Annotated in this window: 16 protein-coding genes; 12 read left to right on the plus strand and 4 right to left on the minus strand. The window is 33.3% G+C overall.

Annotated elements, in window-relative coordinates:
• Positions 1-8 precede the first annotated feature (8 nt).
• Positions 9-485: a transcription elongation factor GreA gene (greA, locus tag JBL43_RS17300; protein WP_198842656.1), complete on the plus strand. Its 477-nt coding sequence runs from the start codon at positions 9-11 to the stop codon at positions 483-485.
• A 2-nt stretch (positions 486-487) separates the two neighbouring features.
• Positions 488-877, plus strand: a complete 390-nt coding sequence (locus JBL43_RS17305; protein ID WP_198842657.1) for an HIT family protein — start codon at positions 488-490, stop codon at positions 875-877.
• A gap of 39 nt (positions 878-916) precedes the next feature.
• Here JBL43_RS17305 and JBL43_RS17310 read toward each other — a convergent pair whose 3' ends face one another.
• Positions 917-2,116, minus strand: a complete 1,200-nt coding sequence (locus JBL43_RS17310; protein WP_117882029.1) for a sensor histidine kinase — start codon at positions 2,114-2,116, stop codon at positions 917-919.
• A gap of 96 nt (positions 2,117-2,212) precedes the next feature.
• Here JBL43_RS17310 and JBL43_RS17315 point away from each other — a divergent pair, with 96 nt between their 5' ends.
• Both JBL43_RS17315 and JBL43_RS17320 read left to right on the plus strand, forming a co-directional pair.
• Positions 2,213-3,073, plus strand: coding sequence for a flavin reductase family protein (locus JBL43_RS17315; RefSeq protein ID WP_198842658.1), 861 nt, complete (start codon positions 2,213-2,215; stop codon positions 3,071-3,073).
• Positions 3,074-3,084: 11 nt separating this feature from the next.
• Complete coding sequence (locus JBL43_RS17320) at positions 3,085-3,459, plus strand: DUF3127 domain-containing protein (RefSeq protein ID WP_117882025.1); 375 nt, start codon at positions 3,085-3,087, stop codon at positions 3,457-3,459.
• An 87-nt stretch (positions 3,460-3,546) separates the two neighbouring features.
• On the opposite strand, the gene JBL43_RS17325 is transcribed toward JBL43_RS17320, so the two are convergent.
• Positions 3,547-3,990: a hypothetical protein gene (locus tag JBL43_RS17325; RefSeq protein WP_117882023.1), complete on the minus strand. Its 444-nt coding sequence runs from the start codon at positions 3,988-3,990 to the stop codon at positions 3,547-3,549.
• A gap of 153 nt (positions 3,991-4,143) precedes the next feature.
• Between JBL43_RS17325 and aat the strand changes: the two genes are divergently transcribed.
• The 3 genes from aat (at position 4,144) to JBL43_RS17340 (ending at position 5,439) form a co-directional block, all read left to right on the plus strand.
• Positions 4,144-4,773, plus strand: a complete 630-nt coding sequence (aat, locus tag JBL43_RS17330) for a leucyl/phenylalanyl-tRNA--protein transferase (RefSeq protein WP_198842659.1) — start codon at positions 4,144-4,146, stop codon at positions 4,771-4,773.
• A 91-nt stretch (positions 4,774-4,864) separates the two neighbouring features.
• Positions 4,865-5,191 carry a nucleotide pyrophosphohydrolase gene (locus JBL43_RS17335; protein ID WP_117882019.1) on the plus strand — a complete coding sequence of 109 codons (327 nt, stop codon included), beginning with the start codon at positions 4,865-4,867 and terminating at the stop codon, positions 5,189-5,191.
• Positions 5,191-5,439: a hypothetical protein gene (locus tag JBL43_RS17340; RefSeq protein WP_117882018.1), complete on the plus strand. Its 249-nt coding sequence runs from the start codon at positions 5,191-5,193 to the stop codon at positions 5,437-5,439. The genes JBL43_RS17335 and JBL43_RS17340 overlap by 1 nt, the downstream gene beginning before the upstream one ends.
• A 64-nt stretch (positions 5,440-5,503) precedes the next feature.
• Here the strand turns inward: JBL43_RS17340 and deoC are convergent, their stop codons facing one another.
• Complete coding sequence (gene deoC, locus JBL43_RS17345) at positions 5,504-6,211, minus strand: deoxyribose-phosphate aldolase (protein WP_198842660.1); 708 nt, start codon at positions 6,209-6,211, stop codon at positions 5,504-5,506.
• Between the two features lie 39 nt (positions 6,212-6,250).
• On the minus strand, positions 6,251-9,409 hold the full coding sequence (locus JBL43_RS17350) for a VPS10 domain-containing protein (RefSeq protein WP_198842661.1): 3,159 nt from the start codon (positions 9,407-9,409) through the stop codon (positions 6,251-6,253).
• A 62-nt stretch (positions 9,410-9,471) separates the two neighbouring features.
• Here JBL43_RS17350 and JBL43_RS17355 point away from each other — a divergent pair, with 62 nt between their 5' ends.
• From JBL43_RS17355 to JBL43_RS17375, 5 genes are all read left to right on the plus strand, one after another.
• Positions 9,472-10,689 carry a 3-phosphoshikimate 1-carboxyvinyltransferase gene (locus JBL43_RS17355; RefSeq protein WP_198842662.1) on the plus strand — a complete coding sequence of 406 codons (1,218 nt, stop codon included), beginning with the start codon at positions 9,472-9,474 and terminating at the stop codon, positions 10,687-10,689.
• A 99-nt stretch (positions 10,690-10,788) separates the two neighbouring features.
• Positions 10,789-11,223 (plus strand): thioredoxin family protein, encoded by a 435-nt coding sequence (locus JBL43_RS17360; protein WP_198842663.1) that lies wholly within the window; start codon positions 10,789-10,791, stop codon positions 11,221-11,223.
• A gap of 8 nt (positions 11,224-11,231) precedes the next feature.
• A complete protein-coding gene (locus JBL43_RS17365; RefSeq protein WP_198842664.1) occupies positions 11,232-12,212 on the plus strand; it encodes an FAD:protein FMN transferase in 981 nt (326 codons plus the stop codon).
• Positions 12,212-12,424 carry a DUF4266 domain-containing protein gene (locus tag JBL43_RS17370; protein WP_117882006.1) on the plus strand — a complete coding sequence of 71 codons (213 nt, stop codon included), beginning with the start codon at positions 12,212-12,214 and terminating at the stop codon, positions 12,422-12,424. The genes JBL43_RS17365 and JBL43_RS17370 overlap by 1 nt, the downstream gene beginning before the upstream one ends.
• 9 nt (positions 12,425-12,433) lie before the next feature.
• The gene (locus JBL43_RS17375) at positions 12,434-13,894 is read left to right on the plus strand and encodes a DUF3570 domain-containing protein (RefSeq protein ID WP_198842665.1); all 1,461 of its coding nucleotides are present in this window, start codon (positions 12,434-12,436) and stop codon (positions 13,892-13,894) included.
• Positions 13,895-13,916: the final 22 nt, after the last annotated feature.

The raw sequence follows: 13,916 nt of genomic DNA on the forward strand, positions 1-13,916 counted from the left end.
ATAAAGTTATGAGTAAAGTTTCTTATTACACCGCAGAAGGATTAAAAAAATTAAGAGAAGAGCTAGATCAATTAGAAAGCGTTGAAAGACCAAGAGTTACTAATGATATTTCAGAGGCCAGAGATAAAGGTGATTTAAGTGAGAATGCGGAATATCATGCCGCAAAAGAAGAGCAGTCGTTGTTGGAATTTAAAATTGCCCAATTAAAGAATGTGGTTGCATCTGCACGATTGATTGATGAATCACAATTAGATACGTCAAAGGTGCTTGCATTGTCTACTGTAAAAATAAAAAATACTGCCAATAATACGGTAGTTAGCTATACATTGGTTGCTAATTCTGAAGCTGATTTTAAATCAGGAAAAATATCTGTAGATTCACCTATAGGTAAAGGATTGTTAGGTAAAAAGGTTGGTGAAATAGCTGAGGTAAATGTGCCTAATGGTATTATGAAATTTGAAATTTTAGAAATTACAAGGTCTTAAAAATGTCAATATTTTCGAAAATAATAGCCGGTGAAATACCAAGTTATAAGGTAGCTGAAAATGAAGAGTATTTTGCGTTTTTGGATATTAACCCGAATACGATAGGGCATACATTGGTTGTGCCTAAAAAGGTAGTGGATAAAATCTTCGATTTAGATGAAGATACTTATGGAAAACTAATGCAATTTTCTAGAAAGATTGCTATTGCCATTGAAAAAGCAATTCCTTGTAAAAGGGTGGGTATGACTGTAGTTGGATTAGAAGTGCCCCACGCACATGTTCATTTGATTCCTTTGAATGAGATGAAAGATGCTACTTTTCAGCATAAAGTGAGTTTAAGTAAAGAAGAATTTGAAGAAGTGGCCGCTAAAATAAGACAAGAATTATACTAATTTTTTTAGTCCTGTCACATGTAGTAAACAATGGATTGTTTATAATTCTTTTAGCATCACAGTCATAGTAGTTCCCACACCAATTTCTGACCTTTCCACAATTATTCTACCATCGTGGTAATCTTCCATAATTCTTTTGGTGAGCGATAATCCTAAGCCCCAACCACGTCTTTTTGTAGTGAAGCCCGGTTCAAATATTTTACGGTAAATATTCTTTGGTATTCCTTTACCAGTATCACTTACTTGAACATGAACATATTTACCATCTTTCGAAAATACTCTAATTCTCAAGGTGCCTTTCCCTTGCATGGCATCAATAGCGTTTTTTACTAAATTTTCTATTACCCATGAAAATAATTGCTGATTAATCATAGCATAAATTTTCTCATCTTCATCAGTATCAAAATGATAATCAATCAGTTTTGAGCTTCTTGAAGAGTAGTAGTCAAAAGATTTTTTTGTTTCTAAAACGATGTTGTGTCGTGTTAATTTAGGGATAGATCCAATTTTAGAAAATCTGTTGGCAATAGTGTTTAGGCGTTCAATATCCTTTTCAATTTCCGTTACCGTTGTTTCATCGGTGTTGTCCATTCTTAGAATTTCTACCCATCCTAATAATGAAGAAAGTGGCGTACCTATTTGATGTGCTGTTTCTTTAGCCATACCCGCCCAAAGTTTATTTTGTTCAGCTACTTTGGATGACTTAAATACTAAATAAATAACAATGCCAAAAAGACATAAAATAAGTAATAAAGCTAATGGGTAATATCTTAATTTGTATAAAAGGTCAGAGTTTCTATAATAAATATAATCAATTGCTGGACCTTCATTAGAAATTCTAGGTACAATCAACTGATTGTTCTCTTGTTTCATTGTTGCCAGCTGATCGGCAAGGTACATTCTGTCTTTGTCTGGTAAGTCGTTATATGAAGTATTTTTATCTTCTACCTTTAAATTTGCCCAACCTTTTATCAGATTATCTTCTGTGGTAAAGATCATTGGAATGTTCTTATTGCTTTGGATAATTTCATTTTCCAAAGAGAAATCTGCATCCAAATCCTCTAGATCCATTGCATTCAATTTCTCAAGAGCCATTGCCAAAATTTCCATCTTGTTACGCTCTTCTTGCTTAAAGTTTTTGAAGAAAGTATTAGTGTTCCATAAAATAAGAGCAACCAATAAAAAGGCTGCTATTATTAATATCCATCGAATGATATTCTTACTGAAGGGGAGATTCATTATAACAAAGATAAAATTATCTGTCGATATAACTCAAAAATTTAACTGTTATTATGTTTGTTAATTGAGTATTTTTGTTTTTTTATTAACAATGTGATGATAACTATAAACGTAAATAATATACCAACAGCTAAATTGCATGCATACTTGTTAAGTGCGGTTGCACCTAGACCCATAGCTTTTGCGAGTACCATTGATGCTGATGGCCATCCGAATTTGGCTCCTTTTAGTTTTTTTAATGTATTTAGTGCTAATCCGCCAATACTTATTTTTTCACCTGCACGACGGGGAAGAGACAATACGACCAAACATACGTATGAGAATTTAAAAGAGGTAAAAGAAGTGGTTATTAATGTGGTAAATTATGCTATTGCTCAGCAAATGTCTTTATCAAGTACTGAATATGCAAAAGGAGTAAATGAATTTGAAAAGGCGGGATTTACAATGCTACCATCCGAAGAAATAAAACCATTTAGAGTTGCAGAGTCACCGGTGCAATTTGAATGTAAGGTGAATGAAATAGTGGAGCTAGGTTCTGAAGGTGGAGCAGGTAACTTAATAATTTGTGAAGTTTTAAAAATACACATTGACAAAAATGTTTTGGATGAAGATGGTGCGATTGATCAAGAAAAACTTGATTTAATTGCTCGGGCAGGAGGGAGTTATTATTCTAGAGCCAAAGATGGTTTTTTTGAAATACCCAAACCGTTACAAAATTTAGGAATTGGGGTAGATCAAATTCCTGATGAGGTTAAAAAAAGTAACATCCTGACAGGGAATAATTTGGGAATGTTGGGTAATGTAGAATCCATACCTAATCAACACGATGTTGATAACTTTGTCGCCGATAATCCAAATTATATAGGTTTAGAAACAGAAGAAAAACATAAATTTGCACAAGAATTTTTAGAAAAAAACGATGTGTTTAGTGCTTGGAAAGTACTTTTAATTAAATAATTACGAAAAAAATGGAGGTTACAGGAAAAATTAAAAAAATTGACGAAACAAAAACTTTCGGATCTAGCGGTTTCAGAAAACGTGAAATGGTTGTTACAACAGATGAGCAATATCCTCAGATGATAATGATTGAATTCGTTCAAGATAAGACCAGTTTGTTAGATGCTTATAATGAAGGTGATGATGTAAAAGTAAATATCAATTTACGAGGTAGAGAGTGGATTAACCCAGAAGGAGAAGCGAAATATTTTAACTCTATTGTAGGATGGAGAATAGAAAAAGCACAAGCAGGAGCTCCAAATGCAGTTCCTCCAGTTGAAGCTGTTGATTCTTTTCAACCAGCAGATAATGTGTCTAGTGATGAACCAGATGATTTACCGTTTTAAGGAGTTATTGATTCTTTAATAATAAAGACATTACAACTTTATTAAAAAAAAAGCCTTTTAGTATTTTACTAAAAGGCTTTTCTTATTTTAAAAAACAATGCGTGACTCAAAAGGAGCTGACCATTTTGAAGCTCTTCCAATTGCAGGTGCAATGGTGGCAAATACTTCTAACTTTCTTGAATTATAGGTATTTCTTTGCTCAAATCTCCCCAATTTTAAGGTCAAGGGTATTTCCATAGTTTCATTTTTGTTTTCAGCAACTATAACTTTAGAGGCTGAACCTAAAAAATCGTCTTTCCTATCTGATGAGATCGAAATTACAGTACTTTCATCCCAGTTGGGAATAACCAATGGTGAATCTACTTTGCCATGAATATCATAAATGAAAATATGTAAACAGTATTCCATTTGTAGTTTAATATCTAAATCATGAAATTCAATATCTAAAATAACAGTTAAGTCGCTAATGTCGTCTCCAGCATTAATAACTTCGGGTATTGATAATAATTCTACAGATTGTATTTTTGCCATTATGTTACCATTTTTAAATATACTTTTCTCTAGCTAAGATAACTTAAAATTTAGCCAATAGGTATACTTGAAGTATTATAATTTATATTCTTAACTATATTTATTTTTAATCTAGATTTTGTTATATTTTTAAAAAAAATATAAAACTCATTAATGATTTTATTATCAGATAAATTATGGTTTCCACCCGTTGAAACGGCTTCAACCGAAGGTGTGTTAGCTTTTGGTGGCGATTTGTCTCCAAAACGATTATTGCTTGCTTATAATAGTGGGATTTTTCCTTGGTTCAATAAAGGAGAACCAGTGGTTTGGTATAGTCCAGTTGAAAGAATGGTCTTATTTCCTAATGAATTGAAAATATCAAAAAGTATGAAACAAATTCTAAAAAAGGATCGTTTCAAAGTTACTTTTAATCAAAATTTTAAGGAAGTAATTCGTTGTTGTAAAACCATTTATAGAGAAGGGCAGGGTGGAACATGGATAACAGATGAAATGGAACAGGCTTATAATAAACTTCATGAATTAGGGCACGCAAAATCGGTTGAAGTTTGGTTAGATCACAAATTAGTTGGTGGACTTTACGGTATAGACTTGGGTAACGTTTTTTGTGGTGAAAGTATGTTTAGTACTGTTTCTAACGCATCTAAAGTTGCATTTATACATTTGGTTCAAAAGCTAAAAAGAGAAAATTATAAATTAATAGATTGTCAAGTCTATAACGATCATTTAGCTAGTTTAGGAGCGAGAGAAATACCAAGAAACGAATTTTTAAAGTATTTATAATGTTTACTGTATATGTATAGAAGCTCTAAGAATAATGAAGATTCATCTAGAAATTGTTTAATTTTGAATCTTCAATCTCGAATTAAAAGTCATGGATATACAAAACGCACAACTAGAAGTTGATAATTGGATAAAAGAACATGGGGTTCGTTATTTTAATGAGCTTACCAATATGGCCCAATTAACTGAAGAGGTTGGTGAAGTTGCTCGTATTATTGCTAGGCGTTATGGAGAGCAAAGTGAAAAAGAATCAGATAAGAATAAGGATTTAGGTGAAGAACTGGCAGATGTTTTGTTTGTGGTATTATGTTTGGCCAACCAAACAGGTATTGATTTACAAGCCTCTTTTGATAAAAAATTAGATTTTAAAACAAAACGTGACCATGACCGTCACCACAATAATAAAAAATTAAAATAATGACATTCTTAGAAAAAATAAAAACCGCTTTTTTTTGGAAAAGGGCGTTAATGATAATAATTCCTTTCTTTATTGTTTTGGTAATTATATCATTGTTGTTTAATAGCTTTTCAGCAATCATTAATGCTGACATAGCTACGGTTATGGAACAAAATTTTAATCAAGGCAAATGGAAGGATTTCTTTTTAACAAAATCTTTTGTAAGTGTTTTATATGGCGTGTGGATTACCAGTAGAAATATTAAATAGTTAGATATAATATTTTAACAGCCGACTATTAATAAATACGCTGAGAATCAGTAATGCTGATTTTTTATTCGTTTACAGCAGAAACAATAGCTTCTGTCGCTGTAGCACCTATTCTTGTAACGCCCCATGATTTAACCTTTAAGGTGTCTTCTAAAGTACGCACGCCACCTGCTGCTTTTACTTCAATTGAAGTATCTGTATGTCTACGCATTAATTTTAAATCATGCTCTGTTGCTCCCTTGTAATTGTAACTACCATCAGGTTGTTTTACCATACCATATCCTGTTGAAGTTTTTACAAAATCAACTTTAAGTTTACTACATAATTCACAAAGCTTTATTTTATGAAGGTCTTCTGGTAAAAAGTCATTTTCAAAAATTACTTTTAAAGCAGCATTTCCTTTTTTGCAAGTAGTGTGAATTTGTTTTATTTCATTCTCTATATATGTCCAGTCTTCGCTCAATACTTTGCCAATATTAACAACCATATCAATTTCTACAGCTCCATCTTTGATTGCTTCTGCAGTTTCAAATACTTTTACATTTACAGTATTACTACCATGAGGAAAACCAATTACCGTTCCCACCATTACGTCTGTTCCTTTTAAAATTTCAGTTGCCATTTTTACAGCATAGGGCTTTATACAAACTGAAGCTACATTATATTTTTTTGCAATTTCACATCCCTCCATTAGTATTTTATCATCCATGGTGGGGTGTAAAAGAGAGTGATCAATCATTTTGGCAATTTCTAATTTTGTTACGCTAATCATTTTTGTACTATTTTAATTGATATATGTATTTGTTAAGTTTTATTCTCTTGTTTCTGTGGATGGTTGAGGTGAGGCAAGCTGAATTAAATCAATTTCGCTCGTTTTCACCTTTTTGTTGAGTTCAGATACATCGTTTTTAAAGATTTGATATAATGCGTTTAACTCCTTATCAATGGCTATTGTAATTTCCTTTTTAAATTGAACTTCTTGGTCTGTTGGTCGGTAACTTCCCATAGAAGTTAATGCGTTTAAGTGTCCTAACTTATTATTAAGCTTTATTGGAAAATTTAAAGGGTCTTGATTGCTTTTGCTTTTTGTTTGATAAAGATTATTTTCAATAACTGTTACTTCTTTCGAAATTTTGTTTGCAAAATCTAGAAGTACTTTATGCTTATCCTTATCAGTAATTGACTTTTTTAATACAGTAATCTGATCTTTTACCTTCTTAACATTTTTTAAGGCTTTATGTATTTCAGTCAATTTATCGCGGACTTCAATAATAAAATCGAATTGAGCTTGTAAATCTTCTTGAGTAGATTCGCTTCTAGGATCTTTTAAAATTGTAAAATCTTTGGTTTCAGTCTTATTATTTTTTGACAATACTACATTGTAATTTCCTGGTATTGCTTGTGGTCCATTTAGAGATGCCCACCATAAAATCATACCGTCTACTTTTTCAGCACCAGCATACATCATATTCCAATTGAAGATGTTGTTACCAGGGTTAACTTTTAAGGTTTCTTCCTTTTTCTCTTTGTCTGGGTGTGTACTGTATTTTTTTATCAATTGCTTGTTGTTGTCAAAGAATGATAAGGAAATGGTATCTGTTTTCGCTGTATCTTTTACATAAAAATTGATAGCGACACCTCCATAATGATTTTGCCCATTGGTTTTAGATTTGGATCCTCTACCGCCACCCATTTTATAGCTGTCCATTGGTTTGTATAGATAGAAATCTTTTGATATTATATTTTTATCTAATTGATGCAGCGGTGTTAAATCATCAATAATCCAAAAAGAACGACCTTGTGTAGCAGCAATTAAATTGTCATTTTTAATGGTTAAATCTGTTATCGGAACAATAGGTAAATTCAATTGAAATTGAGTCCAATTATTACCATCATCAAAACTGATATACATTCCGCGTTCGGTACCAGCATATAACAATCCTTTTCTTTTAGGATCGGCACGTAAAGCTCTAGTAAAAGATTCATTTCCAATTCCGTGGGTTAATTTTGTCCAAGTCACCCCATAATCAGTAGTTTTATAGATATAAGGGCTGTAATCTCCAGTTTTGTATTTTGTACCTACGATGTAAGCACCACCCTTTTTAAATGGGTCAATTTCTATACAGTTTATCATCATCCATTCAGGCATAATCTTAGGCGTAACATTGTTCCAAGTTACTCCACCATCTTTGGTAATATGTACCAATCCGTCATCAGAACCCGTCCAAATCAATCCATTTTCTATTGGAGATTCTGCTACGGCAAATATAGTTGCATAATATTCTACACTTGTATTGTCTTTGGTGATTGGTCCGCCTGATGGGCCTAATGTTTTAGGGTCATTTCTGGTTAAATCAGGACTTATAATTTCCCATGATTGACCTTCATTTGTTGTGGCATGTAAGTGATTTGAGGCTGCATATAATTTTTTAGGATTATTAGGAGAAAACAACACTGGGAAATTCCATTGGAAACGATATTTAAAATCTTCAGCACCATGTCCCATAGGGTCGTCTGGCCAAACATTTACGGCTCTTCGTTCGTTCGTTTTATGGTTAATTCTCGTTAAAAAAGCACCATAACTTCCACCATAAACAATGTCGTCATTAGTTGGATCAACAGCGATATGAGCACTTTCACCACCTGCAGTACTTTCCCAATCACTTTCTGTAATATATCTGCCGTCGGTTCTGTGCGAAATACGTACAGTCGAATTATCTTGTTGAGCACCATAAATTCTATACGGAAAGTGATTATCTGTAACCACTCTATAAAATTGTGACGTAGGCTGATTGTGATATGTAGACCAATTTTCGCCAGCATCAAAACTAATTTGTGCCCCACCGTCATCACCAATAATCATACGTTGATTGTCATTCGGATCCATCCATAAGTCATGATGATCTCCGTGTGGAGCTCCATAGGTTTTATATGTTTTACCGCCATCTTTAGATTGATGATAGCTTACATTTAAGACATATAATCCGTTTTCATCTTGAGTGTCAGCATATATCCGCGTATAATACCACGCACGTTGACGTAATTTTCGCTCTTTATTTATAAGTTTCCATGTTTTACCAGCATCTGTAGATTTATAAACACCGCCATCTTTGTTTTCTATTAACGCCCAAACAATATCAGAATTTACAGGAGAAACTGTTACGCCACTAATACCCCATATCCCTTTTGGTAATCCTTCATTTGCACTGATGTTGGTCCACGTTTCGCCTTCATCTGTACTTTTATACAACGCAGAACCTTCACCTCCACTAGATAAGCTGTAAGGTGTTCGTCTGGCATTCCAAGTAGAAGCATAAATGATACGTGGATTGTTAGGGTCGAGTATTAAATCTATTGCTCCAGCGTCGGCATTGGCAAAAAGTACTTTTTTCCAATTTTCACCACCATCGGTAGATTTATAAACACCACGTTCTTCGGAAGACTTATATAAATCTCCCAAAACAGCAGCATATACAATATCAGGGTTTTTTGGATGAATTCTTACTCTAGGTATGTGTCTCGAATTTTTTAACCCCATATGTTTCCATGTTTTTCCAGCATCGACAGATTTATACATACCATCACCAGAGGAGACATTACCACGAATAGTTTTTTCGCCCATACCCACATAGATTACATTATTATCCCACTCAGAAACAGCTACAGCACCAACAGAACCTCCAAAAAAACCATCTGAAATGTTCTCCCAAGTATTACCGGCATCGGTAGTACGCCAAACACCGCCACCTGTAGCTCCAAAATAATAAAGGTTGGCCTTACCTGGAACGCCAGTTACCGCAGCACTTCTACCGCCACGAAATGGACCTATATTTCGCCATTGCATAGCATCATAATATTTTTCAGTAAAGAGAGGTTCTTGCGTTTTTTGTTTTTTTTGTCTTTTTTGTGCGTTAACTTTGTCAGCAGTTACAAATAATAAGCAAAGTGCAAGGAAGAATATTTTTTTCATGGTTTAGGTTTGTTGATAGTAGCTAAAATTAAGGATAATAAATTAAATTAGAAACGAGTTAGATGGATTTATTTTTAGATTATACTGATAAACAAATAGTTACTAGTTCAATTAAAATTTCAGGTTCTAAAAGTGAATCGAACAGGTTGTTGATTTTACAACAATTTTTTCCTAATTTAGAATTAGAAAATGTATCTGACTCTGATGATTCTGTCCATTTAACACATGCCTTGCATGCTACAAAGAAGTTAGTAGATATTGGGCATGCTGGAACTGCCATGCGTTTTTTAACAGCATATTTTGCTGTAAAAGAGGGTAGAGAAGTGGTTTTAACGGGTTCTGAACGTATGCAAAATAGACCTATTAAAATTTTGGTTGATGCATTGCAAATGTTGGGTGCAGATATTGCGTATGTTAATAAAGAGGGCTATCCACCAATAGCAATTAAAGGGAAAAAACTGTCAAAGCATAAAGTGGCTATTAACGGGAATGTAAGTAGCCAATATATTTCTGCTTTGGTATTGATTGCTCCTAGTTTAGAAAACGGACTCGAAATAGAATTGTTAGAAGAAATTACTTCTAGACCTTATTTAGAAATGACGTTAGATTTATTGAATCAATTGGGGGGTTCAACGATTTGGGAAGGTAATACCATTGTAATAAAACCACAAAAAGCCATAAAAGATAAAACAATTACAGTAGAATCTGACTGGAGTTCTGCATCTTACTTTTATAGTTTAGTTGCGTTGAGTGAAGTTGGTAAATCCCTGACGTTATCTTCATACAATAAAGAAAGTCTTCAAGGCGATAGTTGTTTGTCTGCTATATACCAAAAATTGGGTGTACTAACGGAATTTGAAAATAATTCAATAACAATAACCAAGGTAAATACACCTACTTCTGAAATTTTAACGCTAAACTTGCAGGAAGCTCCAGATATTGCTCAAACCATTGCAGTAACGTGTTTTGGTTTAGGGATGGGTTGTGATTTATCTGGATTGCACACCCTGAAAATTAAGGAAACGGACCGTTTAGTTGCTCTGCAAAATGAACTAGGTAAGTTTGGTGCTGCCGTTGTAATTACAGATAAAAGTTTACGACTAACCGCTTCAGCAAATCCCTTTAATAGAGATGTTACTTTAAAAACATATAATGATCACAGAATGGCAATGGCATTTGCTCCGTTGGCACTAAAAGTTCCTTTTACGGTTGAAGATGCAGATGTGGTTACTAAATCTTATGTTAGCTTTTGGGAAGATTTTGAAAGCTGTATCCAATAAGAATGGATACAAAGTTAAAGTAAAGTTAAATAAGGGCTATTTGATTAATTACGAGCAATTTGCTTAAATATATTTCGTTAAAATAGTATTCCTTTTATTATGACCAAAAAAATTCTACTCGTTTGTCTGGTAATTAGCCTTTCTTTCAAGGCTACAGCTCAAGAGTGGCAATCAGATTTGCAAGAAGCAAAAAAAATAGCCACTGTTGAAAATCAAAAAATAATTTTAGTATTTCAAGGATCAGATTGGTGTGCCCCATGCATAAAATTAGATAATGAGATTTGGAGTTCAGATGAATTCAAAGCCTATTCAAAAGGGCATTACGTAATGTTACTTGCTGATTTTCCTAGAAAAAAGAAGAATAAATTAAGTAAATCTCAACAAGAAAAAAACAACAAATTAGCCGAAGAATATAATAAACAAGGTTTTTTTCCTTTTGTAGCTGTTTTAGATAAGAACGGTGTATTGTTAGGTTCAACTGGTTATAAAAAAGTGAGTGTGACCGATTATATCGAGATCCTTAATTCAATTTAAAATAATACATGCCCAAGTATATCTGTATAGGTATTTTTCTTCTGGTGTTTTCAACGCTAGAGGCACAGACTGCTTACCGACAAACCTTAAAATTAATGGGTAGTAGGTTTGATATTTCTGTCATCGCGAATGATTCCCTTGAAGGGAATAGTTACATTACCACCGCTATAAAAGAGATTAAACGTATTGAGCAATTAATTTCCTCTTGGGATGCTAATTCACAAACTTCTGAAATAAATAGAAATGCAGGAATTAATCCTGTTAAAGTTGATAAAGAATTATTTGATTTAATTGAAAGGGCTTTGGCAATTTCTAAACTAACTGATGGAGCTTTTGATATTAGTTATGCGTCTATGGATCATATATGGAAATTTGATGGTCTAATGACTAAAATGCCTTCCGAAGAGAGTATCAAAGCTTCAGTTGCGAAAGTTGGGTATCAGAATATTGTACTCGATAAAAATAAGCAAACGGTATATTTAAAATTAAAAGGAATGAAAATTGGTTTTGGTGCTATCGGTAAAGGTTATGCAGCTGATAAAGCCAAGCAATTACTTATAGACAAAGGTGTTAAAGGTGGTATTATCAATGCCTCTGGAGATATGAACACATGGGGTAGACAACCTAATGGTGATTATTGGAAGGTTGCAATAACAAACCCGTTAAATAAAAAAAATGCGTTCGGTTTATTACCTATAAAAAACGGAGCTGTGGTTACTTCAGGTAATTATGAAAAGTTTGTGGCTATAAATGGTAAAAGATATTCGCATATTATTGATCCGCGTACTGGTTATCCATCAAGTGGCGTAATTAGCGTTACTGTTTTTGCACCCAAAGCTGAATTAGCCGATGCATTGGCAACTTCTGTTTTTGTAATGGGTATTGAAGTGGGGTTAAATAGGATCAATCAATTGCCAAAAATAGAGTGTATCATCATAGATGATAAAGGAAGTATTCATAAATCAAACCATATAAATATCAATAAATAATGTTAAAAAAAATTGCCCTTTTAGTCTTAGTAATGATGGTTTTTAGTTCTTGTGTTGCTGTAAAGGAATATGAAAAAATCAATTTGAATGATCCTGACATGGTATTGTCAGCTAATAAAATTGACCGTTTTGAAACCAATTTTCAATTGTATAGAGAGTCGGCTTCTGGTGCTAACGGAGGAAAAACAGGTGGAGGTTGTGGTTGTAATTAAATTGAGTTTATGAAAAAAATAGTTTTACTAGTTGTCAGTTGCTTTGCATCCGTTTTAGTTTTTGCTCAAGAAAAAATACCAGAAACATCTTATAAAAAGAGGGTGTTAGAAAACGTTGAAGTAGATATCTTATCTAGTTATTATAGTCAAGATGGTGATAATGCTGCGGTTACTGGAGGTATTGGTACGGAGAAATTGACCGATTTTACACCAACGATTACAATTTCAATTCCTTTAAATGATGACGATGTGTTGACTATCGATGCTGGAATCTCAGCTTATACGTCGGCATCTTCAAGTAACTTAGATCCTTTTGATAGTTCTGGAGCCTCACAAGGAGGTGATGACGACGACGATGATGATGACGATGATGAAAATTTTCCTACAGAGGCGAATGGTAGCCCATGGGTTGCTTCATCAGGAGCTTCTCAAAAAGACACATGGATTAATCTTAATGCAAGCTATAGTCATAGCTCTGATGATAGAAATAAAATTTGGGGAGCTAATGTTAGTTTGGCCAAAGAATATGATTACTCCTCTATTGGGTTTGGCGGGAGTTATGCACGACTTTTTAATGAGAAAAATACGGAAATTAGTGTCAAAGCAAATGCGTTTTTCGATACATGGAAACCTGTTTATCCAACTGAAATTGATTCATATAATGAGGCAAATCAAAATCTAAATAATGGTTTTTTCTCAAATATTGATATTTTAGATCAATTCGGTGATGTTATAGATAAAAATAGTTCAAACAGTTGGAGTGCTTTTAACACTACATTAGTCGATGATGAAAAACGAAATACCTACTCCTTGTCATTAAGTTTTTCTCAAATTTTAAGTAAAAATGCTCAACTATCGGTATTTGTAGATGTGGTTAAGCAAGAAGGATGGCTTTCAAATCCAATGCAGCGTGTTTATTTTGGTGATAGAGCCAATTATTATATCGGAAATGCCAGTAGTATTGATAATTATACCTCTAAATCAAATAAAGATGTTTTTCAGTTGGCCGATGATATTGAAAGATTACCCAATTCACGATTTAAAACCCCAATAGGAATGCGGTTTAATTATTACTTAAATGAATTTTTAACAGTACGGACTTATTACCGTTATTATTCTGATGATTGGGGTGTTTCATCTCACACGGCTAGTGTTGAGTTGCCTATAAAAATTGGAGATAAGTTTACGCTGTACCCCGCATATAGGTATTATAATCAAACAGCAGCAGATTATTTTGCTCCTTATGAAGAGCATTTTTCTACGCAAACCTATTATACTTCTGACTATGATTTGTCCGAGTTTAATGCGAATCAGTATAGTTTCGGAATTAAATACACAGATATTTTCACGAAACTAAAAATTCAAAAATTTGGATTAAAAACTATTGATTTGAGATATAGTTATTACGAAAGAAATACAGGTTTACAATCTGGTATAATTTCGGCAGGTTTTAAATTTGTGATGGATTAAAAAATGTTTGGTCTGTAAGTAA

Origin of the sequence: Aureibaculum flavum, assembly GCF_016406085.1 — a bacterium.
Lineage (GTDB): Bacteria > Bacteroidota > Bacteroidia > Flavobacteriales > Flavobacteriaceae > Aureibaculum > Aureibaculum flavum.

What these genes read in the sequence shown, in the direction of transcription:
- JBL43_RS17365 (WP_198842664.1), top strand. Translation starts at nt 11,232, where the DNA reads ATGCCCAAGTATATCTGTATAGGTATTTTTCTTCTGGTGTTTTCAACG.
- JBL43_RS17370 (WP_117882006.1), top strand. Translation starts at nt 12,212, where the DNA reads ATGTTAAAAAAAATTGCCCTTTTAGTCTTAGTAATGATGGTTTTTAGT.
- JBL43_RS17310 (WP_117882029.1), bottom strand. Translation starts at nt 2,116, where the DNA reads ATGAATCTCCCCTTCAGTAAGAATATCATTCGATGGATATTAATAATA.
- greA (WP_198842656.1), top strand. Translation starts at nt 9, where the DNA reads ATGAGTAAAGTTTCTTATTACACCGCAGAAGGATTAAAAAAATTAAGA.
- JBL43_RS17320 (WP_117882025.1), top strand. Translation starts at nt 3,085, where the DNA reads ATGGAGGTTACAGGAAAAATTAAAAAAATTGACGAAACAAAAACTTTC.
- JBL43_RS17355 (WP_198842662.1), top strand. Translation starts at nt 9,472, where the DNA reads ATGGATTTATTTTTAGATTATACTGATAAACAAATAGTTACTAGTTCA.
- JBL43_RS17305 (WP_198842657.1), top strand. Translation starts at nt 488, where the DNA reads ATGTCAATATTTTCGAAAATAATAGCCGGTGAAATACCAAGTTATAAG.
- JBL43_RS17325 (WP_117882023.1), bottom strand. Translation starts at nt 3,990, where the DNA reads ATGGCAAAAATACAATCTGTAGAATTATTATCAATACCCGAAGTTATT.
- JBL43_RS17360 (WP_198842663.1), top strand. Translation starts at nt 10,789, where the DNA reads ATGACCAAAAAAATTCTACTCGTTTGTCTGGTAATTAGCCTTTCTTTC.
- JBL43_RS17350 (WP_198842661.1), bottom strand. Translation starts at nt 9,409, where the DNA reads ATGAAAAAAATATTCTTCCTTGCACTTTGCTTATTATTTGTAACTGCT.
- deoC (WP_198842660.1), bottom strand. Translation starts at nt 6,211, where the DNA reads ATGATTAGCGTAACAAAATTAGAAATTGCCAAAATGATTGATCACTCT.
- JBL43_RS17315 (WP_198842658.1), top strand. Translation starts at nt 2,213, where the DNA reads ATGATAACTATAAACGTAAATAATATACCAACAGCTAAATTGCATGCA.
- JBL43_RS17340 (WP_117882018.1), top strand. Translation starts at nt 5,191, where the DNA reads ATGACATTCTTAGAAAAAATAAAAACCGCTTTTTTTTGGAAAAGGGCG.
- aat (WP_198842659.1), top strand. Translation starts at nt 4,144, where the DNA reads ATGATTTTATTATCAGATAAATTATGGTTTCCACCCGTTGAAACGGCT.
- JBL43_RS17335 (WP_117882019.1), top strand. Translation starts at nt 4,865, where the DNA reads ATGGATATACAAAACGCACAACTAGAAGTTGATAATTGGATAAAAGAA.
- JBL43_RS17375 (WP_198842665.1), top strand. Translation starts at nt 12,434, where the DNA reads ATGAAAAAAATAGTTTTACTAGTTGTCAGTTGCTTTGCATCCGTTTTA.